Here is a 22988-nt window from a genome sequence, read left to right on the forward strand (position 1 = left end):
GGAGTAAAGGCAACCTACCCCCCCCAGCCCCTCGTCGTGTTCGCCGGCCCGGTCAGCCGAGCTTCCGTGAGCCGGCGGGAAGGGAGGGGGTTGGCGCCGATAGGAACGTTCCCATAGCGAGAGGCGCGTGCCACGCTTGGCGTTCGCCCGTGTTTTGCTCCCCTCCCTGCAGGGAGGGGCTGGGGGTGGGTCTGCGCCCCGCGCACCCCGCCCGCGCCGGGACCACTCCTCTCGGCGCCACCCCCTCCCTTCAGGGAGGGGGCCGGGGAGTAGGTTGCCTTTACTCCCGCGTGTTCCTTCAGCTCCGAGACCACTGCTCCCCCCCCGGCCCCCTCCCTTCAGGTCAGGGAGGGGGCCGGGGGGTAGGTTGCCTTCCTGCTCCGCTCCCTCTTCGCCCGGTATCAGACGTGCTGTTGCAGGAAGGCGACGAGGTCGCCGAGTTCGAGGTCGTCCGCGGCCCGGTCGCGTAGTCCCTTCAGGAACGATCCGAAGGGCAAGCGGCGCCCGAAGTGGGCGTCCAGCCGCTCGGCCAGCACGACGAGGTCGATGGACGCCAGCCCCAGATCGCCGAAGGCGCGGGTGGACGCATCGACCGCGTCGGGAAAGTCGCGGTCGGGGAACGTCTGGCGCACCACGTCGCTCAGCGCGGAGAGAACTTCGTCGGCGGTTCGCATCAGGCCGGCTCGCACAGGGTGGTCGCGACGACCGCGTCTTTGTTACGGGCCGTCTGAACGCGGACCGCGGCCCCGCCCGCGGTCACCCGCGCGGCGCCGGTGTTCGCGTCGAGTGATTGTAGGGTGCAGCCCTCGCGCGGAACGCCCAGGGCGTCGGCAACGGCCCCACAGGCGACCGCCGTTCGGGCCTCGGCGTCGGCTTCCGGCGTCGCGTTCTTGGGAACCGTTTGAAGGGCGATTCCCACCCGCTCGGCGAACGCCGCGAACGCCGCCACCTTCCCGTCCGCAACAGCGACTGCCACGTTCGGGAACGCCTCGCTCTTGGCAGCGCCGCGCGGTCGGCACACGATCCGCCCATCGGCGGTTTCTGTTTCCATGTCGGCGGGGAACATCGCCTCGCCGTGCTTCTGCGACCACGCGCTGCGAACCGCGTCCTTCGCGAGCATCCGCCCGAAGAACCAGTCGTTCAGTTCGGCGTCGGTGCCCGACCAGGTGCCGAACACGGCCAGTTCGGCCGGCGTCATCGTCACGCGCGCCCCGGCGGCGCGCAGCACCGGCTGCTTCAGGTCCGCGGGCGGTTCCAGGAAGTAGCACTTTGCAAATGCGGAGTGCGGAGTCGAATTGCCTTGTGTCTTCTGTTCCGAATTCCGAATTCCGAATTCCGAATTCCCCGTGGCGGCTTCCGCCCACTCGCGGCTCAGGTAGTACTCGTCCTTCGGCCCGAAGAAGTTGACGTGCCCGAACGGCAGGTAGAACCGCCAGTAGCCCGCGCCGGTGAGCCGCAGCCACACGTTCCCGGTCTCGTCGAACACTTCGAGGCCGTGCCGGAAGTGCCGGGCCGACTCCTGCTCGTTGTGCCCGCGCACCAGGACGTGCGCGCCGACCTGCGGCGTCGGGCCGAAGTACTCGACCTTCTGCACCTCGAACGGCAGCAGGATGCGGCCGGTCCAGTCCGGCTGCTCGAGGTGCCACGCCCCCAGGATGTGCATCGCCGCATCCATGAGGACGGGGTCGAGGGCGAACTGCGGGTCGGGGTTCGAGCGGAACCACGTGTCCCGCGACTGCACCTCCAGCGTCCCCTCGATCCCCTCGCGCCCGGTGGTGTCGAGCGTGCGGATCATCTGGAACACCGGCCCGTGGAACATGTTCCGGCGCAGGTCCTCGACCGTGCTCTTGCACGGCACCGCGTCGGTCAGTTCGAACGGCAGCGGCGCCGGCGGGTCCGGGTAGCGGTCGGCGAGGAGCACCACCGCCTCCGCGGACGCCTTGCCGGCGCCGTCGCGGAGGAACGAGTTGCCGAGGTCGCGCACGTCCGCCCGGACTTCGACGGCGCCGGTCCCGGGATCGACCACGGCGACCGTCGCCCGCACCTCAAGCGTGGTCGTTTCGGGGTCGAGCGGGAGCCACCGGAACAGCCGGATGTTGCGCAGCCCGATCACCACTTTGCCCGGTACGAGCAGCGACGCGGCCTCGGCCATCGCTTCGAGGCTGAACGTCATGGGCAGCACGGGCAGCCCGTTCTGCCCCGGGTCTTCGCGGCTCACCCCGCGCCCGCCCAAAGTGTGGTCGGAGGCGTACCGGTCCTCGCGCTCGTCCAGAACGCGCCGGAACACGATCTCGCGCCCGGGCTCGTGATGAACCACCGTCTCGACGAGACAGAATGGCGGGAGCGCCTCGGACGCCGGAGCGGATACGGGCTCGACGGGAACGAGGCGATCAACAGCGGGCGCCGGCGCCGAAGGAACGAACGGGCTCCCGAGGAACGCCGACATCACCTCGCGCTGGGTGTCGAGGAACTGCCCCATCACGCGCAGGTAGTCGTGTACGGCAAAGTCGGACCGCCCCACCGCCCTCCGCTCGCCCGCCGGTCCGGTGGGCGCAGCTTGTTGCAGGTCGGCGGAACTCCCCTTCCCTTCCCAGTGACCCACAGAAGCTCCGCTGACAGGGTCGGCGAGAACGGTGAGGGGACCGGGGGCCGGGTCTTCGTCCCGCGCCCCGAACAGGTGACCCAAGTTGAGTTCAACGCCGTGCGCCACGAGTTGTGCGACCATGTGGTTGATCTGCGTCGGGCCGCTCTTGCGGGGGACGTTGGCCGGGATCGCGGCGAAGGGCTTGCCGCGCAGGATGTCTTCCACGAAGGCGGACAGGTTCCCGCGCGGGCCGCACTCCACGAACAGCCGCACCCCGTCGGCGTGCATGTTCTCGATCAGCCGCGTGAACTCGACGGGGTGAACCCAGTGGTTCACGGCCAGTTCCCGCATCGCGTCCGGGTCCGAAGGGAACAGCGCGCCGGTCGAGCAGCTGTAAATGGGCGTGTGCTGGCCGCCGAACGGGACGGCCGCGAACAGCTCGCGGAACGCCCCCATGTACGGCTCGAACAGCGGCGTGTGGTACGGCCGCTTGAACGGGAGGCGCTCCGCGATCACGCCCTTCTCGGCGAGCGCCGATTCCACCGCCGCGACGAGGTGGGTCGGCCCGACCGCCACACACTGGTGCGGGCAGTTGTCCATCGCGACGATCACCGCCCCGCCCGCGACCGCCTCGGCGACCTCGGTGATGGTCTGTTTGCTGGCGCCCACGGCGAGCAGCGCCACATCGGGGCCGCCGGCGTCGGCCTCCTGGCGCTGCATCACCTCCATGATGTCGGGCAGCCGCGAGCCGTGCGACTCGCGCGTGTCCATTGCCCCGCTCGCCAGCAGCGCGCCGAGCTCCCCGGCGCTGTGCCCCGCCATCGCGGCCACGGGCACCTTGAGGTGCTCGATCACGCGGTAGATCGCCTGATCCGCGAGCAGCACGCCGAAGATGGACGGCCCCAGGCCCCGCAGTTCCGCTTCCGCGGCGGCCTTTTCCTCGGCGGTCGCGCTCAGTGGGAGGTGCAGCATCCGGCGCAGCGAGGCCTCCGGCCGCCCCGCTTCCGCGGACAGTTGGTCGGACCACGCGAACGTGTCTTCGACCTCCGGGAACACGCCGCACAGGTCGGCGAGCATGTTCAGGTACTGCGCCCCCTCGCCGGGGAACAGCAGCGCCACCGTGCCCTGCTCCGCGAGCGGTTCGGAGAAGTAGTAGGCCCCGTTGGAATCGCGGATCTGCTTGACCTTCGGGTCGCCGAGCCGGTCCGCGGCGCGGGTCAGCCGCGCGAGCAGGTCGGCGTGCGAGCCGGCGACCACCGCGAGCCGCGCCCCGCCGGGTTGGAGTTCCGCCGCGAGCGCCGCCGCGAGGGGGATGAGTTCGGCGTCGGGCCGGCGCTCCAGGTCGGCGACCAGCGAGAGCGCGCGGGCGCGCAACTCGGCGCGGTCGGCGCCGCGCAGCACGAAGAGCACCGTGTCCCACCCGGTCGCGGGCGGCGTGGCGGGGAGCGGCGAGTCGGTGAGGGTGGAAGACATAATGCAAAAGGTAGTGATACCGGATTGCGCGGGCTGCATTCTGTAGCCGGCCTCTGTGAGGCCGGTGCTACTCCGGTGGTGTCGCACCGGCCTCACAGAGGCCGGCTACAGAAGACGAAAGCCAATCCACGCGACCCGATATGATTTCCCCTCTCTCGCAAGGGAGAGGGTGGTTCCGAATGGCGTTAACATTGGGAACCGGGCTGGACTTGCGACGCAAAGCAAGGGCGAGAAGCGCCGCCCAACGAGTCAGCAGGCGTCCCCTTACCCAGCCGCATTGGGTCCGCAAGACAACCGCCCTCTCCCATGAATAGGGAGAAGGCAAAACTCCTCAGCCGCCCGCGCCGGACGCGATCGGGTAGCCGCTCGGTCCCGTCGGGACCGGCGACGACTCGCCCGGGGCGCTCGGCCGCGCCGGCTTGGGCGCGGACTCGGTCCCGCCCGCCACCAGCACCTCGGGCTCGCCCTTCGTGCCGAACACGAACTCGTCGACCGCGAACCCGGCCCCCACGCCCGGCTCGATCAGCTTGAGCCCGCGGGCGACGAGGTGCTTCGCGAGGTCCGCCACCATGCCCACCTCGGCCCACGGCCCCCACGCCACCGACACCACCCGCCCCGGCCACTTGCGGTCGAGCTGGCACGCCAGCTTGCTCAGCACCTCGTTGGCCGCGGCGTAGTCGGACTGGCCGCGGTTGCCGTACCGGCTCGTGATGGACGCGAACAGCGCGAAGAACTTCAGCTTCGCCGGGTCCAGCTTGCGGGCCAGCGTCAGCGCGCTGTCCACCTTCGTCCCGAACACGCGGTCGAACGACTCGGGCGTCTTGTCCCGCAGCAACTTGTCCTCGATCACCCCGGCGCCGTGGATCACGCCCGTGATGCCCGTGGTCGTGTTCAGCCCGGTGATGAGCGCGCCGAACGCCGCGGCGTCGCGCACGTCCACGCACCGGTACTCGACCTCGCTCCCGGCGTGGCGGATGGCGTCCAGGTTCTGCCGGATCTCGCGATCCTTCAGGAGCCGCTTGTACGCCTGCTCGACCGCCGCGGGCGCGGCCGACTTCCCTTCGGCCTGAAGGAGCTTCATCAGCGCGGCCTTCAGGTCCGCGGGCGCCGTCAGCGGGGTCGTGTCCGGGTGCTCCGCGACCGGCACCGGCGAGCTGCCGACCAGCACCAGACGCGACTTGTACCGCGTCGCGATCTCCAGCGCGATCTTCGCGGTGATGCCGCGCGCGCCGCCCGTCACGAGAACGGTGGAGTTCGCGTCGAGTTCGATCGCCGCCGTCTCTTTGGCGAGCGGCCCCGGATCGACCTGCCACGTCTTCCGGAACTCGCCGTCGCGGCCGACCTCGAACGGCCCGTCCGGGTCGCCGAGTTCGCCGAGCAGTTGTTCCGCGAGCCGCGGCGCGGGCGCGTCGGCGCTCACGTCGACCGCGCGAACGGTCACCTCCGGCCACTCGTACCCGAGGCACTTCGTGAACCCGGCGATGCCGCCGTGCCCCGCGAAGAAGTCGTCGGGCAGGTCGCGCCCGTACCCCATCGTGCCGCCCAGCGCGGTGACCGCGAGCAGCACCGCGGAGCCGCCCTTGCCGGCCTCGCGGATGTCGCCTTCGAGCCCGCGGGCCAGCAGGTACAGCGACTTCACCTCGCGCCGCATCCGCTGCTCGGCGGACTCGCCCGCGGGCGGTTCGGCCAGCGGGAGCAGGTGGATCAGCCCGGACACCGGGCCGACCTTCGACCGGAGGATCTTGAGCAGGTCGCTCACCTCGTCCGGGTCGGTGAGGTCGGCCGTGAACCCGTCCCCGCCGCCGTGCCGCACGAGCGCGGTCTTGATGTCCAGTTCCGCGAGCCGGTCGGCCAGCTCCCGCGCGGTGCCCTGGCCGTCGTCGGTGATGACGATCGCACCGGTCGGCGGCTTGAACGTGGGCCGGATCGGGAGCGGCGCGTCGATCAGCCGCACCACGAGCCGCTGCACGTCGCCCTGGCGCGCCCCGGGGTGCAGGTCGCCGGTCGTGCCCGCCGCGGGCGCGGCCGGCAGCGCCGCCGGTTCGTGCTTACCGTTCGCGGGCGGGGCCGCCTCGTTCAGCGCGCCCATCACGTAGTCCGCGATCCCGCGCAGCGTCTTGATGACGCTGAGCTTTTCCATTTCGAGGTTCGGCTGTTTGCCGTCGGCGCCGGCCTCGATGCTCTCGGCGAGGGCGCCGAGCACTTCCACGCGCTTGATCGAATCGACCCCCAGGTCGGCCTCAAGGTCGAGGTCGATGCTGAGCGCCTCCTTCGGGTACCCGGTGCGCTCGCTCACGAGTTCGAGGAGCTGGGCGAGCAGCGCGTCCCGGTCCAGAACCTGACCGGACTTCTTCGCGCCCGCGTCCGCAACCACGACCGGAGCGGGAGCGGGGGCCGGGGCGGGAGTCGGAGCCGGGGCGTGCGCCCCGTTCGTCTCGTGCTTCCCGTTACGGCCGTTAGCGGGTGCAGCCGGGGCAGCGACCGGTGCGGCCGGTCGGGCGACCGTTTGTGGCGCGACGCGGTTGACCGGGGCGGCCACCGGCCGCGGGGCCGGGACCGCGTGGCCGTTGCCGTTCGTGTATGCGTGACCGTTGCCGTTACCGTTCGTGTGCGCGTGGCCGTTAGTGTACGGCACCGCGGCGTAGGTCGCGTGGCCGTTCGCTGGCGCGGCCGTGGCCGGGGCTGCCGCGGGCGCGCCGAGAAACCCGAGCATCACCGACTTCTGCGTGTCCAGGAACTTGGCCATCACGTCCTGGAAGTGCATCATCACGGCGGCCGCGCCGTCCGGCGCCGGGGTGCTGGCGTGCGCGTAGCCGTTCCCGTTGGCCGACGGAACGGGGAGGGCGGGCGGTGTATCGGTGTTGTGCATCATCGCTCGTGAGGGCGTGGTGACGGCAGCGGTAGAGGGAACGGGTGCGGTAACCCCGGGCGCGCCAGGCGAGCGGGGGGCGTCAGCCCCCCGAGCCGGAGCGGACCCAGTCGCAGAAGTCGTTTGCACGGCGACATGATTTACCGGCCGCGACTGGTAGTCGCGAGCCGGAGCGGCCCCAGTCGCAGAAGTCGTTTGCACCGGAGCACGCGCAGGGGCGTTCAGTTGCGGCGCGGGCGCAGTGCTTTTCGCCACCTTCGTTTCAGCCGATCCACGGGAAGCCCCGTGGGCAGGAGCGGCCGACACGGAAGGAGAAGGCGCGGGCGTCGATTGTACAGACGCGGGGGCGGGTTTGGCCGTCGCGGCGGGTGCCGCACCCGCGGGCAGAGCCTGCCCCAGCAGCCGCGGCTCCGGCCCGTTGATCGGCCGGCTGCGCACGCCATTGACCACCCACGCGGTGGCCGCCGGCTTCGGCTTGCCGGTGTCGGCGCTGAGCTTCGCGAGGTCGAACGGCTGAACCGCACGGCCCACGAACAGCCGGTCGAGGTTCGCGCCCACGCCGGCGGTCAGCAGTTGGCCGAGGACGTGGGCGAGTTGCACCAGCCCCGGGCGCGACTTCGCGTCCGTCGCGAGCGCGACGTGCGGCTTGCCGGCGAGGATCTGGCCCGTGAGGCCCGTGAGCACCGCCTGCGGGCCGACCTCCACGAACACCCGCGCGCCGGCAGCGTGCATGGCCCGCACTTCGTCCGCGAACCGCACCGGGGAAACCAGGTGCTCCGCGAGTTGCGCGGCGATCGCGGCCCCGTCGGCGGGGTGCGGGGCGGCGCTGGTGTTCGAGAACACCGGCTTCTTCGGCGCACCGAACTTGGCCTGTCCGAGCGCCTCCGCGAGCGGCGGCTTCGCGCCCGCGATCAGCGGCGAGTGGAACCCGCACGCCACCGCGATCCGCTGCGACCGGATGCCGGCCGCCTGGAGCTTCTCGGCGGCACGCTTCACGCCGGCTTCGGTGCCCGCGATCACCGTCTGGGTGGGCGAGTTGTGGTTCGCGATCCAGACCTCGGGCAGGCCCTTCAGCACCGGCTCGATGGCCTCGGCGGTGGTGTCCGCGGCGATCATCCCGCCGGGCGCCGTCGCGGCGGCCTCGCGGATCGCGCGGCCCCGCTTGAACGACAGCCGCACCAGATCGTCTTCGGGCAGCGCCCCCGCCGCCGCGAGCGCGGTGTACTCGCCGTAGCTGTGCCCCGCGAACATGTCGGCCTCGACGCCCAGCGCCGACAGCAGCCGGTACATGCCGAGGCTCGTCGCCCCGATACTGGACTGCGCGACCTCGGTGCGCCGGAGCGCGTCGCGGTTCGCGGCGTCCTGCTCGGGGGTGAACGGCGACGGCGGGTAGATCAGCTTGCCGAGCGGCCGGTCGAGGTCGCCCGCGAGCGTCCCCTCCGCGCGGTCGAGCACCTCGCGCACCTCGCCGAACGCCATCGCCACCTGCGCGAGCATGTCGGGGTACTGCGACCCCTGGCCCGGGAACAGGAACGCGACCTTGCCCGCGGCCGGCTTCGCGGAGAAGTACACGCCGCGCGGGTCGGTGTGGGCGTCGGTCGCCTTCGGCAGCGCCTCCAGGGCGGTGCCGAGCTTGTCCTTCAGGTCCGCGAGCGAGGTCGCGACCACCGCCAGCACCGGGGCGCCCGCGGCGGCCGACTTGCTGCTCTGCCACACGCTGGCCGCGAGATCGGCCGGCGTCGGCTGCGCCCCGGCGGCCAGGGCGTCGCGCACCTTCTTGACCGAATCGAGGACCGCGGCCTTGTCCGCGCGGCGCCACACGAACAGCTCCGCCGGCCACTGCCGCAGCCCGGTTTCGGGGCGGTTCAGGAAGTCGCCGGTGTACTCCTCGAGCACCGTGTGGAAGTTGGTGCCGCCGAACCCGAACGCGCTGACCCCGGCGGTGCGCGGGTGCCCGGCGCCGTGGACCCAGGGCTTCGCCTCGGTGTTCAGGTACAGCGGCCCGCCGTCCAGGTTCGCCTTCGGGTTCGGCTTCTCCACCTGCGTCGGCGGCAGCACCTTGTGGTGCAGGGCGAACGCGGTCTTGATGAGCCCCGCGAGCCCGGCGGCGCACTTGCTGTGCCCGATCATCGACTTCACGGAGCCGATCGCGCACGTCTGCGCGGCCCCGCCGGCGTCGCGCATCAGTTGGCCGATCGCGCGGGCTTCGGTCTGGTCGCCCACCACGGTCCCGGTGCCGTGCGCCTCGACGAGCGCGACCTTGGAGGGGTTCACCCGGGCCTGCGCGTACGCCCGGTGCAGCGCCCGCAGTTGCCCCTCGGCCCGCGGCGCGGTCAGCCCCTTGTCGCGGCCGTCGCTGGACGCGCCCACGCCCTTGATGACCGCGTAAATCCGGTCGCCGTCGCGCTCCGCGTCCGCGAGCCGCTTCAGCACCGCGACGCCGACCCCTTCGGCCAGCGCGATGCCGTCGGCGTCGGCGTCGAAGGGCCGGCACCGGCCCTTCGGGCTGAGCGCGTGCGTCTTCGAGAACGCGACGTAGGCGTAGGGCGTCTGGACCGCGTCGCCGCCCATCACGATGGCGACGTCGCTGGTGTTGTCCTGGAGCTCACGCACCCCGGCGTAGAGCGCGGCCAGCGACGAGCCGCACGCGGCGTCGATCGCCATGTTCGGGCCGCCCAGGTTGAACCGGTTCGCGACCCGGCCCGCGGCGACGTTCAGCAGGATGCCCGGGAACGAGTCCTCGGTCCACTCGGGGAGCATCCCCTCGCCCAGGTCCACGATCTGCTGCGACTTCACCGGCACGCCGGGGATCGAGTCGAGCAGCGGCATACAGGCGCGGAACCCGTAGGCCACCGACAGCGGCATCCCGCCGCCGCCCACGCCCAGGATCGCGCACGTCCGCTCGCGGCTGAACGGCCGCTCCAGGTAGCCGGCGTCGCCCAGCGCCTGGTTGACCGCTTCGAGCAGCAGGAGCTGGAGCGGCTCGATGTTCGGGATGCTCTTCGGCGTGATGCCGTACTTGAGCGGGTCGAACGTGACGTCCGACATGAACCCGCCCCACTTCGACACCATCTTGTCGCGGGCGCGGGGGTCCGGGTCGTAGTACGGGCGCCAATCCCAGTGCGTGGGCGGGATCTCGATGACCGCGTTGGTCTTCGCGAGGATGTTCTCCCAGTACCCCCACAGCGACGTGGAGCCGGGGTAGAAGCACGACAGCCCGACGATCGCGACATCGCACGGCGGGGGCGCTTCGGGCTCGATGTGGAGGGAACTCAGCGCCGACTCCGGGAGGACGACGCTGTCGCAGACGTTCGCGTGCAGCTCGGGGATGGTGGTGACGCGGTCCCACAGCGCGGCCACCTGGCCGATCATGTACATGCCGCGCTGGAACTGCTCGTCCCCGCTCACGTCCGCGAGCCCGCTGCCGTTGCCGTTAACCGACGCGGCGCGGTCCACGCCCTTGCTCGCCACCCGTAGCCGCCCGAGGTTCATCCGCTCCAGCGCGATACCCACCTCCAGCGGCGATTTGCCCTCGGCGCGGAGCTTGCGCTTTTCGACCTCGAATGTGTCGGCGTAGGGCGTCGGGATGCAGCGGATCGCGTGCCCCGGGCCGGTCTCCAGCAGCACCGTGTCGCCGCACGCCAGCGCTTCCTTCTGGAACCGCGCGGTGATCGCCCCGCCCTTTACCGCCTCCTCGGTGAACAGGTACGCGGTGCCGAGCAGCACCCCGACCTTCACGCCCTTCTCGGCCAGCGGTGCGCTCAGCGCGGCCACCATGCTCGCCGAGCGCGCGTCGTGGATGCCGCCGGCGAACACGACGTGCAGGTCGTCGGCCGGGCGCATCCCGATGTGCTCGAGCAGCACCTCCACCATCGCCTCCCAGAGCGCGAAGCTGGTCCGCGGGCCGATGTGCCCGCCGCACTCCTGCCCCTCGAAGATGAACCGCTTCGCGCCGTCCTTGAGGAACATCTTCAGCAGGCCGGGCGCCGGGACGTGCAGGTACGTCGGCGTGCCCATCGCCTCGAGCTGACGCGCCTGGTCCGGGCGCCCGCCCGCGATGATCGCGAACGGCGGCTTGTACGCGCGGATCGCTTCGAGCTGCTCGGCCCGGATCTCGTTCGGGGCGAACCCGAGGATGCCGACGCCCCACGGCCGGCTGCCGAGCTTCGCTTTCGTTTCCGCGAGGAGCTTTTCGGTTTCGGCCTTGCGGAGAAGGGCCAGGGCGAGGAACGGCAGCGCCCCGCCGCCCGCAACGCTCGCGGCGAACGCGGCGGTGTCGCTGACGCGGGTCATCGGGCCTTGCAGGATCGGGTACTTCGTCCCGTGCGCCTTCGCGAGCGGGGCGTCGGGCCGGAGGTGCCCCAGCCGCTTGGCCGATTCCAGCGCCTTACCGGCGCGCTCGCAGAGGAGCTGCACCACACCGGCGACGGTCACGCCCTTCGCCGCCAGCGGCGCCGCGGTCACGACGTCCTGCCCGACCAGCCACACGCCGTCTGCCGGATCGGCCGCGACCCGCGCGCGAACCGCGTCGCGCCACGCGGTCAGCTTCTCTTCGGCCGAAAGCGCGGCGTTCTGGAGCCGCTCGTCGTCCTTCGCCAACTCCTGTGCGCCGGCGCAGTCCGGGCGGGCGTAAATCCGGTACGCCTCGCCGAGCCGCGACCCGAGCACGAGGGCCTCCCCCCCGTCCAGCCCGCCGATGCGCTTGCGGAGGGCATCGGAAACGGGCGACTCGCGCGTGAGCAGGATTTGCGAGTCGAGAACCAGCCCCCGCGCGCCGCCGGCGAGGCACGCCGCCGCCGTGTGCGTGCCGGCCCCGCCGCGCACCCAGAACGGAACATCGGGGCCGCTCTTCTCGGCCCGGTGCCGCCACTTCTGGATCAGCACGAACGACGTGTCCGCGCCGACCCGCCCGCCGGCCTCGTGGCCCTTCAGCACGACACCCGCCGCGCCGAGTTCGACCGCGCGCGCGGCTTCCGCGACGCTGACCGCCTCGCGCAGGACCACCACATTTTGGCGCTTCAGGTCGTTGATGCGGGAAGTGAGCGTGGACGAATCCGCGCCGGCCAGGATCACCACCGCGGGATTGAACCCGGCCACGAGGTCGAACAGGTCTGCGGCGTCGGCACGGAGCTGGACGCCGAACCCGGTTGCGAACTTGGCCAGTTTGGCAAGTGCCGGCTCGGCCGCGGCGCGGGTGGCGAACTCGAGATCCAGCACCCCGCACGCGCCCGCCCGGCAGGCGGCGATAGCGAGCGACGGATCGGCGGCACCCGAAGGAGAAAGAACGATGATGTCGCGCGATTCCATTACTCGCCTCGAGGGCTTCGACCTCCCTGTCCGGAATGTCTCGAAGTCGGGTCACGTTCCCGACATCAATCCGCGCGAGCGTCGGGCCGCCGCTCGCGTCTCAACCGTCAGTATCGGAAGTCAGAGTCGGTTTGGCAAATTGGGCAACGTGGAGAGCTATGGCATATTGAGACTTAGAAGCAAACTGTAATCTGCTTTCGGGAACAGCACGGTCTGTCCGAAACGGCGGGTTGTAGGGAGTGCATGTGTTATGCCGGAATTGGGCTGATTCGGTAAGTGCGGCGGTGCCGATAACACCGAGTAATTCGACGGTCCACGGGCTCCGAGCAAGGGACGGCACATGCGCGTCATTCTCCTCACGCTCCTCACAGTCCCACTCGCGATCGGGTGCAACAACGAGCGGTTCCAGCTCAAAACGCGGGTCGCCGGGAACGTCGAGACCCGTCTCGACACCCCGCCCGTGAGCCCGAGCGCCGGGCACGTTAAGCCGGTCGTCGTCCAGGGCGGGGCGCCCCGCATCGCCCTGATCGACGTGGACGGCCTGATCCTCAACACGCCGTTCGTGGGGCCGCTCTCGGTGGGCGAGAACCCGGTGGCCCTGTTCCGCGAGAAGCTCGAGGCGGTCGCGTGCGACTCGTGCGCGAAAGCGGTTGTTCTACGGATCAACAGCCCCGGGGGCGGGGTCGCGGCGTGCATCGCGATGCGCCACGACCTCGAACAGTTCAAGGCCCGCACCCGGCTCCCGGTGGTCGCGTGCCTGATGGATACCGCGACCGGCGGGGCGTATTACCTCGCCTCCGCCGCGGACCACATCGTCGCGGGGCCGGCGACGGTCACCGGCGGCCTCGGCGTCGTCCTGAACCTGTTCAACCTTCAGGACTTGATGGGCATGGTGAACGTCCGCCCGCAGCTCATTAAATCCGGCGAGCGGACCGACATCGGCACCTCCGCCCGGCGGCTCACCGAGGGCGAGCGCGAGCTGCTTCAGGCGATGGCGGACGAGTTCCGCGACCAGTTGACCGCGGACATCCGCCGGAGCCGACCCGGGGTGGTGGAGCGGCTGGAGACGCCGTTCGAGGGGTCGATGTTCGGCTGGAACCTCGACCGCGGGCGCACCTTCGACGGGCGCATCCTCACCGCGGCGCAGGCCAAGGCGCGGAACCTGGTGGACGCGGTCGGCAGCCTCGACGACGCCATAAGCGTCGCGGCCCAGATGGGGTGCCCCGGCGGCCCCGCGCGGCCCGGCGTGGTGATGTACCGGCGCACCAACGACCCCGCTCGCTCGGTGTACGCGATCACGGCCAACATCCCCCTCCAGGGGGCCGGGCTGTTCCCGTCGGTGCCCGGGATCGACCGCGCGAAGCTGCCGACCTTCCTGAGCGTGTGGCAGCCCGAGCTCACGATGGAAAGGCTGGGCGGGAAATAGTCCCGGCGGCGCGGCCCCGGCCCGGAGCCGCGCCGCCCGCGCCCCCCGACGACCGCACCGGTTCCGTTCGCCCGGCCCACCATCTCAAAAACGCGAAAACCCGCCGCCGGCACCCGCCACTTGCCCGCGGCGCGCCGAGCGGCCACAATTCAGGTCTGGGAACTCCACCGGTCCCGGGTCCGTCCAACACCGGTAGGCCCACGTCTCGCTCGCACACCCGACGAACCGGGAGCAGCTATGTCGTTCCGCACCCTCTCCCCCCGACCGTGGCTCGGGGCCGTCGCGCTCGCGGCGGCGCTCGCCGGCCCGGCCGCCGCACAGCCGCCGGGGCCGCTCGAACTGGCCCGCGGGCTGCGCGAGAACGGCCAGCTCGAGCTGGCCGTCGAGTACCTCAAGGAGGTCGAGGGCAAGCCGCTGTCCGGGGACGACAAGGCCGCGCTGCTGCTGGAGCGGTCCAAGTGCCTGCTCGAAGCGTCCGAGGAAGAGCCCGACGAGGGGACCCGGCAGGGCATGATCGCGCAGGCGAAGGAGGGGCTGAACGCGTTCGTCCAGAACCACCCGAAGCACCCGCGGGCGGTCGAAGGGCTGCTGTCGGTGGCGCGGCTCACGTCGCTCGACGCCAAGGAGGTTTTGAGCCGCGCCCGGAAAATGGAGGTGCCCCCGGCGGGCGACGACGCGGCCGAGGGCCGGAACCGCGAGCAGGCTCTCCAGAAGCAGGCCGCCGAGGCCGCCCGGGCCCGGCCGCTGTTCCAGCTCGCGTCCAAGCGGTTCGCCGAGGCGTCCGCGCGGCTCAAGGCCCAGATCGAGGACAAGGCGCTCGACGCCGGCCCCCGCCGGGTGCTGGAGCGCGAGGCGTTCGAGGCCGAGCTGGCGAGCGGCATCAACCAGTTCAACATCGCCGAAACGTACATGCCCGACGAGGCCCTCACCGGGCCGCAGAAGACGGAACGGGCCAAGTTCCTGGGCGTCGCCAAGGAGACGTTCAACCGACTCAGTAAGGGCGCGCAGACCAGCCGCACGGTGTGGGTGGCGCGGGCGTGGCACGCCGAAGTGATGTACGAGCAGAGCGACGCCGGCGCGGCCGCCGCCGAGGTGAACGCCGTGCTCCGCTCGAACCTGGCCGAGGCCGAGGACGGCAAGCGGCTGGCCCGGTTCTTCCAGCTGCGGCGCAACGCGCGGGCCGCGCTGGCCGAGCGCGCGGCGGCCAAGATCAACAGCAGCGTCGGCGAGATGCGGGAGTGGCTGCGGCAGTACGGGGCCGGCCGCCGGCCGACGCCCGAGGTGTTCGCGGTCAACTACTTCCTGGCCCGCACGCTCCACTTCCAGGCGGACGCGATCACCCCGCCGCCCAAGCCCCCGGCCACCGCCGTCGTCCCGAGCGAGACCGCCCGCCGGCTGTACGAGGAGGCCGAGCGGATCTACCGCAAGCTGGCCCAGAGCGACCACGAGTACACCGCCCGGGCGTCCCGGTACCGCGTGAGCGCGGTGCGGCGGCTGCTCGGCGAGGCGGACCAGAACCCGCTCGCCTACGCGACCTTCGAGAAGGCCCAGATGGCGTCCCTCATCCAGCTCGGCAAGCTGACCGCCGCCGAGGACAAGGAGCAGCAGGCGCTCGCCGACCCGAAGGCGGCCCCGGCGGCCCGCGACGCGGCCCGGGCCGAGGTGAAACGGGTGCGGGACCGGGTGATCGCCCTGCTCGAGCGCGCCCGCGAGCTGGCGGCCCCCCAGGACGCCCCGGCCGACGTGACCGACGTGCAGCTGCGGCTGATCTACTACTACCTGCAAAACGACCAGTTCTACCAGGCCGCGGTGCTGGGCGACCACGTGGCCCACACGGTCAAGAGCACCGGGGGCAAGCCGGCCATCGCCGGGCTGCTCGCGATCGGCGGGTACGTTAGCGCCAGCCGCGCGGCCCGCGGGGACAGCCCGGAGGCCATCGGCGCCGCCCGCCGGACCGACCGCGACCGGGCCGTCGCGCTGGCCCGGTTCCTCGACGAGCGGTACCCCAACGACGCCGCCACCGACGCCGCCCGGCACCGGCTCGCGGGGCTGCTCGCCGACGAGAACAAGCTCATGGAGGCCTACGAGGTGCTGGCGAAGGTGCGGCCCGGGTACGCCCAGCTCACCGGCGTGCGCCTGCTCCAGGGGTACGTCGTCTCGCAGCTGGTGGCGCCGCTGGACTCGAAGCTGTCCAAGGACGAGAAGGCCAACCTGTTCCGCCGGGCCACCGGCGAGCTGGCGAAGGTGCCGAAGCCGGCGCTCATCGCGGCCGAGGACGAGGTCCGCGGGTACCTGTCGGCCCGGTGCCGGCTCGCGTCCATGATGCTCGCCCAGAACCGCGCCGACCCGGAGACCGAGGCCCGCGACGCCGGGTTCAACCGGGCGCTCTTCCTGTGCGAAGAGATCCTGGCCGAGGTGCCCACGTTCGAGAGCCTCGCGGACCCGGACAAGAAGCTCAACCTCGACGGGCTGGAGCTGAACTACCTGGCCCTCGACACGTACACCCGGGCGCTCTACCTCCGCGCCCGGGCGATGACCAACAACGGGCAGTTCGACGGCTCGATGGCGCTCATCAAACCGACCCTCGATCAGGTGGCGACCAAGGGGCCGCTGATGACCGCGGAGGTGCGCGGGTGGGCCGGGCTGGGGGGCGGCGCGAGCCCCGAGGAGCGGCAGAAGGCCCGGGTGGCGCAGCTCGCCGCCGCGATCGACAAGGGCCGCGTGGACGTGATCCTGGCCGGGTTCCGCACCCAGGTGCGCCAGGGCAAGGCGCCGGAGGCCGCCAAGATGTTGGACCTGCTGGCCCGGGCCGGCGGCTCGATCGAGGAGAGCCTGCCCCTGCTCGAGCCGGTCGCCCGCGAGCTGGCCGCGCTCATGGTCGCCCGCCAGAAAGAGGGCAAGGCCGACGAGGCCAAGGCCCTCGGCGCCGGGCTCGGCGTGCTGCTGGACAAGATCCGCAGCGTGAAGACGCTGACGGTCCCGATGACCCTGTTCATCGGCCAGACACTCCAGTCGATCGGCAAGTCGGCGGACGCCATCGAAACGCTCAAGGCGGTCCCGGCCCCGACCTACAAGGACTGGGACAAGAAAAAAGCCGACGAGATCCCGCAGGAGGAGCGCGGCAAGGTGACGAACCAGATCCGCGACTACGCGATCGCCCAGCACACCGTCATCCAGGCCCGCATCGATCTGAAGCAGTTCGCCGACGCCGAGAAGGCGCTCAACGAGATCCTCGGCACCAACGAGAAGCCGGGGTGGGGCGCCGGCCGGCTGTACTTCCGCAAGGCCCTGGCCGAGCTGTACGAGGCCAAGGGGGCGGCCGAACCGGACCTGAAAAAGGCGAGCGCGGAGTGGGGGCTGGCGGTGAAACAGTGGACCACGCTGTTCCAGATCCAGAACGCCCGGCTCGGCAGCTTGCAGCAACAAAAGGGGTCCGACCCGCAGGCGCTCGTCGACGCGCGGAACGCGTTCGCGGATGCGTTCTTCGACCTCCAGCGGTGCGTCGTGGTGGCGAACCAGCAGCTCCGGAGCGGCCCCGCCCAGGCCGCGAACTTGCAGAAGACCTACGCCGACGTGGCGCGGAAGTGCGCCGACATCGAGAAGCGGATCGCCGTCGCGGAGTGGCAGCCGGAGGTGCGGAACCGTTACCACGAGCTGATCAAAGCCACCCCGCCGCTGGAAGAGGCCTACAAAGCGGCCGGGGGAACCATGTTCCTTGAGAAGGCGCAGCCGCGGCCGTAACGCGCCCCGCGGGCGTGATACACGATGCAGCTGGTCGTGCCTGTGTCACAAGACACAGACCAAAATAAGCATCAACAGCCAGGCCATGAGTGATACTGAATCCGATGGATCCGTATTTCCGCGGTATTCTGTAGCCGGCCTCTGTGAGGCCGGTGGTACACGAGTGGTGTCGCACCGGCCTCACACAGCGAATTTCAATCCTGGGACGCCGAAGTTGCGAATGGTCATGAAATCTGTGGGGATTGGGGCACTCTAACGCGGGCGAGATCAAGCCGGCCATCGAGCGCCCAAATAGCCCGCCGGCCCTCAGTTCCTAAGTGGTTGCCCGGATTCGGCTTCCCAGGATTGAAATTCGTTGACAGAGGCCGGCTACAAAAAGCCTCCACTCTTCAACCGAATTCGGTACGAGGATCCCCCCCCTGCCCTCCCGCCCGCGAATTCCACACCCCGACCGCCAACGCCGAGCGCCCCACCTCGTTACGCCTCGGTCGGCACAACCGAGCGCCGGCGCGCCACGTCCCGAACTAAAACCTGGGGGTCTTCATGTCCCGGCTCGTGTGGCTCGTGATCGCGTGCGGGCTCGTGCTCGCGCCCGGATTCGCCAACGACACCAAGACCCTACCCAAACAGAACCGGGCGGCCGACTTGCTCGCCGCGCGCCTCAAGCAGAAGGTCAAGATCGACGGCTCCAAGATCGGCGCCAAAACGCTCACCGAGGTGCTCGGCGAGATCGGCAAGAGCCACGACATCAGCTTCGTACTCCTGGAAAACGAGTTCAAATCGCAGCAGGTGGTCAACATCAAAGACAAGGTGTCGGCGGTCAAGCAGTTGGACACGGACGGGCTCACCGTCGCGGAGTTCCTCGGCGCCTGGCTGCCGGGTCTGGGCGCGACGTACCAACTGCGGCCCGATTACGTCGAGGTGATCCCACTCCGCACGGCCCGAGCGGACGTAGCCCCCGCAAAGAAAGGTGATCCGGTCGAGCAACTGCTGGCAACGCTCGCGAACACGGAGGTTGACCTCGAAAACAAGAACCTGAACGAGACCCCGTTGTTCGAGCTACTCGGGTTCCTGTCAAAGAAGTATTCGTTGGTGTTCGCCGTTAACGAGAGCGCGTTTAAGGCCGAGGGTTTCCCGAACGTCCGAGAGGAAAGGCCGACGGTCACAACCACCGCGCTACGGGGGCAGTCCCTCCACCAGCACCTGAGCATGGTCCTCGAGAGCTTCGGGGCGACGTACCTCGTGAAGAACGGCGTCATCGAGATCGTGCCCGTGCGGCACGCGGCGGTCGTGGCGAAAGCGCCCCTCGATACGTCAGCGATTTCCGACACCGGCGGGCGCCCGCGGCTCAAAGAGCCACTGGTGTCGATGGTCGTCAAAGAGAAAACGCTGAACGACACGGTCGCGCGGCTCGCCGAAACGTACGACCTGACCGTGATCGTGTCGCCCCAGGCGGGCGACGCGAAACTCGGCCTCGTCTCCGCACGCATGCTGAACACGCCCGCGGACCGGGCCATCGAGTTGCTCGCGGTGCAGTGCGACCTGCGCGTCGTGCGCAAAGGTGGCGTGTATCTGATCACGAGCAAGGAGCAGGCCAGCGAGTTGTTCAACGAGAAGCTGGAGCGCGAGCGCCAGAAGATCGAACTGGAAAGGCTCCGCGAGGCGCCCGCGGCCCCGCAGCCACCCGCCCCCAAGATGTGATCGGCCCCTTCTGGGGCCTGAGCCCGCCCCGGAGCGCGAACAATCTTTCTGACGCGCGGTGCCGTCTGGTAGGATGCTCTCTGCCGTCCGGCACGCACCCTCTGGAGCCGCGCCTATGCGCTCGACCCTCCGTCGCCTGTTCGCCGCCGCCGTGTTCGCCGCGGCCCCCGTGGTCTCGTTCGCGGCGGCGCCGACCCCGGCCGCCGCGAACAAGAGCGCCAGCCCGCTGGACGCCGCCCGCAAAGCGCTCGACGAGGTCGGCGACATGCACTACCAGAACAAGTCGCTCAGCGAGTTGGTCGGTGATCTCAAGGAGAAGACGCGGGTGCCGGTCACCATCGACCCGCTGGTGTACCAGTTCGGGTTGGACCCGAGCCAGCCGACCGTGAGCGTCACCGCCAAGAACGTGAAGCTGAAAGACGGGCTGCAACAGGCGCTGGCGCCGTTCAACCTGAAGTGCGGCCTGACCCGCGACGGGCTGTTCATCTCGACCGAGGAGGGGCTGATCACCAAGCAGCTCCGCCAGCGGGTGAGCGTGGACTGCGACGGCACCCCGTTCGCGACCGCGGTGAAGCAGCTCGCCGCCGACTGCGGGGCCAACGTGGTGATCGACCCGCGGCTCAAGGAGAAGGCGACCGCATCGGTCACGCTGAAACTCGACGACGTGCCGCTGGAAACCGCCGTGCGGCTGCTGGCCGAGGTCGCGGACCTGGGCACGGTGCGCATGAGCAACGTGCTGTTCGTGACGACCGCGGACCGGGCCGAAAAGCTCCGCCCGAACGCGGACGGCCCGACCCAGCCGGCCCCGGGCAACCCGGTGTTCCCGTTCCCCAACGGCGGCCCCGACCGCGCGGTCCCGCTGCCCGGTGTGATCGGCCCCGCGGGACAGGCCATCGGCGGCCCCGTACCGGCGGTCGAGGTGGTTAAGCCACCAGAAGCAGCCACCGCCCCGGCCAAGCCCGAGAAGCCGTAATACCCACTCGACACGCAGCAGAGAAAAGAGTGTTCACCGCAGAGGGCACGAGAGGGCGCAGAGAGAAAACCAGAGAGCGGATTGACTCTGACTCTCTGGTGTCTTCTCTCTGCGCCCTCTCGTGCCCTCTGCGGTGAACACTCTTTTCTCAGTTTCTGCGGTGAACGCTCTTTCTCAGCTTACGCGTTGTAGCCGATGAGGTCCCAGCCCTTGCGGTAGGTGCGGCGGATCAGCGGGGCGGCTTCCTTGATGTCGGCCGCGCACTTCTCGCCGTCGAAGTTGAACGACTTGCCGGTGCGGATGGCGACGTTCCCGAGCAGGAACGCGGCGGTCAGCAGCCCGCCGTAGTCGAAGTTGGCCAGCGCCAGCTCCGGCTTACCGGCCTTAATCGCCGCGACCCACTCGTCCTTCTGCCCCTGGTCGCCCTTGTTGTTCACCGGCAGCGTTTCCGGCTTGGTGTCGTTGCCGGTCTTCTTACCGGTGCTGAAGAACACGTTCGCGCCGTAGTCGTCGGGCGAGTACGCGAAGCCCTTCGTGCCGACGATGATGGAGCCGCTGTCCACGAGCTTCTTGGCGCCCGAGATCTCCAGCGCCTTCGCGACCAGTTCGTCGGGCGGCAGGACCTTCTTCCCGTCCTTCTTGCCCTCGTACCAGTTCAGCGTGACCGGCGCCAGGTCCCCGCGCTTCGGGAACTCGATGACCACGTTGGCCCAACTCGGGCAGGTGAGCGGGTTCACGTCGCCGGCCACGGCCGACACCTTCGTCGGGTGCGCGAGCCGCAGCCCCATGAACGCCATGTTGGCGGTGTGGCAGGCCATGTCGCCGATGGCCCCGGTGCCGTAGTCCCAGAACCCGCGCCACGCGAACCCGTGGATGCCGTTGGCGAACTCGCGGTCCGGGGCCACGCCGAGGAACTCGTCCCAGTGGATCCCCTTGGGCACGCTCCCCTTGGCGGGCGGCTTGGCGTCGCTCACGTCCGGCGCCTGCTTCCAGTAGCCCGCCGGGCGGTTGGTCCACACGTGGACCGCGGTCACGTCGCCGAGTTCGCCGGCGCGGAGCAGTTCGGCGGCGCGGCGGAGCCCGTTGGCCGCGGTGCCCTGGTTCCCCATCTGGGTGCAGACCTTGGCCTTGGCGGCCTCGGTCCGCATCAGGTGCGCCTCGTACACGTCGTGCGTCAGCGGCTTCTGACAGTAGACGTGCTTGCCGGCCCGCATGGCCAGGATGCTGGCCTGGGCGTGGGAGTGGTCCGCGGTGCTGACCACGACCGCGTCGATGCTCTTCAGCAGCGCCGCGTCGTCGTACAGCTTGCGGTAGTCGGCGAACGTCTTGGCCTCCGGCCACTTCTTGGCCTTCGCGGCCAGGTTGCCGTCGTTGATGTCGCAGAGCGCGATGACGTCCATCAGGTTGCCGGCCTGATCGATGTCGCTGGAGCCCTTCCCGCCGACGCCGATGCCCGCGACGCGGAGCTTCTCGTTGGCGCGGTAGACGCGGGCGGCCGAAACGGCCGGCGCGAGGTACAGGTAGCCGAGAGCGGCGGCGCCGGCGCCGAGCACCTGACGACGGTTCATGTTGCGGGCCATAGCTCAGAGTTCTCCGGAGAGGCGGGGGAATCGGGGCGGTGCCCCGTGCGCGGGGGTGTAGTGAGGCTGAGTGTAAGCCGCGCGCGGCGCGGAGGCAACGAGAAAGGCAACGACGGTCCGCCCCCGCTCTCGTCCCCCCGCCGCGCCGCCAGGGCACGACCACGCGCCGTTATGGTGGCCACCCGGCAGCCGCCGGTGAACATTTTTTGAGCAGTTCAGACACCGCGTCACCAGCCGGTATTACTCTAATTAATTCACGCACAGCGAGCCGTCCGATCCCGCCCCGTTCCGGCCCGCGGGCGCCCTTCCGGACGGGGCCGGGCCGCGTGGGGCCGCGGTCGGAACCGGAGGATGACCATGACGCCGAACGGGCGCGCCCGCCGCGGGTTCACGCTGATCGAGCTGCTGGTGGTGATCGCGATTATTGCGATTCTAATCGGGCTGCTGCTCCCGGCCGTCCAGAAGGTCCGGGCGGCGGCCGCGCGCATGAAGTGCGCCAACAACCTCAAGCAGATCGGCCTGGCCAGCCACTCCTACAGCAACGCCCGCGGGGCGTTCCCGCCGGCCCGGAGCATCTACAACCCCACCACCCACCAGCTCGGCGTCGGCGTGACCGCAGCGACCAACGGGCACGGGTGGGGCGTCAACCTGCTCCCGTACCTCGAGCAGAGCGCGCTGTACAACCAGTACAAGTTCGACCCGGACGCGCTGTACGGGAGCTGGTCGCTGGCGGCGAACCAGGGGGTCGCCAACACGCCCCTGGCCGTGTACCAGTGCCCGTCCGCGCCGCCCAACCGGACGGCGTCGTTCACGGCGGCCACCGCCGGGTTCAGCGCGACCTCGGCCGACGCGCCCGGGACGGCGGCGTTCGGCGACTACTTCACGGCGTGGCAGGTGGCCAGCGTCACGGGCCTGGGCAGCACGAACGCCGCCCTCGACCCGTTCGGGCTCCCCTCCGACCTGGGCCGGATCACGGACGGCCTGTCCAACACGATCATGTTCACCGAGCAGGCGGGGCGGCCGGACTACTACATTTTGGGTGCCAAGCAGGCGGCGACCACCGGCATGCAGACGCCGATCTGGTGGGGGCCGTGGGCCTCGTACAACGCGTTCAAGTACCAGGGGTACAACGCGGCCGGGTCCGGGTCGGGCACGGCCTGCGCGATCAACTGCAACAACTCCCAGGGCGTGTACAGCTTCCACACGAACGGGGCGATGTTCGCCCTGTGCGACGGGAGCGTCCGGTTCATCAGCACCGGCGTCCCCGTGCTCACCCTGGCGCAACTGTTCAGCCGCGATGGCGGCGAGGTCGTCGCGGACACGTACTGAGCCGC

Annotated in this window: 9 protein-coding genes; 5 read left to right on the top strand and 4 right to left on the bottom strand. The window is 70.3% G+C overall.

Going from position 1 to position 22988, the window contains the following annotated elements:
- Positions 1-401 precede the first annotated feature (401 nt).
- The 3 genes from R5W23_RS18955 to R5W23_RS18965 form a co-directional block, all read right to left on the bottom strand.
- Positions 402-674 carry an acyl carrier protein gene (locus tag R5W23_RS18955; protein ID WP_010045537.1) on the bottom strand — a complete coding sequence of 91 codons (273 nt, stop codon included), beginning with the start codon at positions 672-674 and terminating at the stop codon, positions 402-404.
- Positions 674-4057 carry a polyketide synthase dehydratase domain-containing protein gene (locus tag R5W23_RS18960; RefSeq protein WP_320687637.1) on the bottom strand — a complete coding sequence of 1128 codons (3384 nt, stop codon included), beginning with the start codon at positions 4055-4057 and terminating at the stop codon, positions 674-676. Before R5W23_RS18960 ends, R5W23_RS18955 begins: the two co-directional genes overlap by 1 nt.
- 331 nt (positions 4058-4388) lie before the next feature.
- Positions 4389-12233, bottom strand: coding sequence for a polyketide synthase (locus R5W23_RS18965; protein WP_320687638.1), 7845 nt, complete (start codon positions 12231-12233; stop codon positions 4389-4391).
- Positions 12234-12573: 340 nt separating this feature from the next.
- Between R5W23_RS18965 and R5W23_RS18970 the strand changes: the two genes are divergently transcribed.
- The 4 genes from R5W23_RS18970 to R5W23_RS18985 all read left to right on the top strand — a co-directional run bounded on the left by R5W23_RS18970 (position 12574) and on the right by R5W23_RS18985 (position 20074).
- Complete coding sequence (locus tag R5W23_RS18970) at positions 12574-13659, top strand: S49 family peptidase (protein ID WP_320687639.1); 1086 nt, start codon at positions 12574-12576, stop codon at positions 13657-13659.
- A gap of 237 nt (positions 13660-13896) precedes the next feature.
- Positions 13897-17400, top strand: a complete 3504-nt coding sequence (locus R5W23_RS18975) for a hypothetical protein (RefSeq protein WP_320687640.1) — start codon at positions 13897-13899, stop codon at positions 17398-17400.
- 543 nt (positions 17401-17943) lie between these two features.
- A complete protein-coding gene (locus R5W23_RS18980) occupies positions 17944-19101 on the top strand; it encodes a hypothetical protein (protein ID WP_320687641.1) in 1158 nt (385 codons plus the stop codon).
- Positions 19102-19216: 115 nt separating this feature from the next.
- Complete coding sequence (locus R5W23_RS18985) at positions 19217-20074, top strand: hypothetical protein (RefSeq protein WP_320687642.1); 858 nt, start codon at positions 19217-19219, stop codon at positions 20072-20074.
- A 179-nt stretch (positions 20075-20253) separates the two neighbouring features.
- On the opposite strand, the gene R5W23_RS18990 is transcribed toward R5W23_RS18985, so the two are convergent.
- On the bottom strand, positions 20254-21654 hold the full coding sequence (locus R5W23_RS18990; RefSeq protein WP_320687643.1) for a Gfo/Idh/MocA family protein: 1401 nt from the start codon (positions 21652-21654) through the stop codon (positions 20254-20256).
- A gap of 357 nt (positions 21655-22011) precedes the next feature.
- Here R5W23_RS18990 and R5W23_RS18995 point away from each other — a divergent pair, with 357 nt between their 5' ends.
- Positions 22012-22983 (top strand): DUF1559 domain-containing protein, encoded by a 972-nt coding sequence (locus R5W23_RS18995; RefSeq protein WP_320687644.1) that lies wholly within the window; start codon positions 22012-22014, stop codon positions 22981-22983.
- The last annotated feature ends 5 nt before the right edge of the window (positions 22984-22988 follow it).

Source organism: Gemmata algarum (genome assembly GCF_034097035.1).
Classification (GTDB): domain Bacteria; phylum Planctomycetota; class Planctomycetia; order Gemmatales; family Gemmataceae; genus Gemmata; species Gemmata algarum.

Excerpts from the sequence above, each read along its gene's own strand:
- R5W23_RS18995 (WP_320687644.1), top strand. The coding sequence starts at position 22,012 with ATGACGCCGAACGGGCGCGCCCGCCGCGGGTTCACGCTGATCGAGCTG.
- R5W23_RS18965 (WP_320687638.1), bottom strand. The coding sequence starts at position 12,233 with ATGGAATCGCGCGACATCATCGTTCTTTCTCCTTCGGGTGCCGCCGAT.
- R5W23_RS18990 (WP_320687643.1), bottom strand. The coding sequence starts at position 21,654 with ATGGCCCGCAACATGAACCGTCGTCAGGTGCTCGGCGCCGGCGCCGCC.
- R5W23_RS18975 (WP_320687640.1), top strand. The coding sequence starts at position 13,897 with ATGTCGTTCCGCACCCTCTCCCCCCGACCGTGGCTCGGGGCCGTCGCG.
- R5W23_RS18955 (WP_010045537.1), bottom strand. The coding sequence starts at position 674 with ATGCGAACCGCCGACGAAGTTCTCTCCGCGCTGAGCGACGTGGTGCGC.
- R5W23_RS18970 (WP_320687639.1), top strand. The coding sequence starts at position 12,574 with ATGCGCGTCATTCTCCTCACGCTCCTCACAGTCCCACTCGCGATCGGG.
- R5W23_RS18985 (WP_320687642.1), top strand. The coding sequence starts at position 19,217 with ATGCGCTCGACCCTCCGTCGCCTGTTCGCCGCCGCCGTGTTCGCCGCG.
- R5W23_RS18980 (WP_320687641.1), top strand. The coding sequence starts at position 17,944 with ATGTCCCGGCTCGTGTGGCTCGTGATCGCGTGCGGGCTCGTGCTCGCG.
- R5W23_RS18960 (WP_320687637.1), bottom strand. The coding sequence starts at position 4,057 with ATGTCTTCCACCCTCACCGACTCGCCGCTCCCCGCCACGCCGCCCGCG.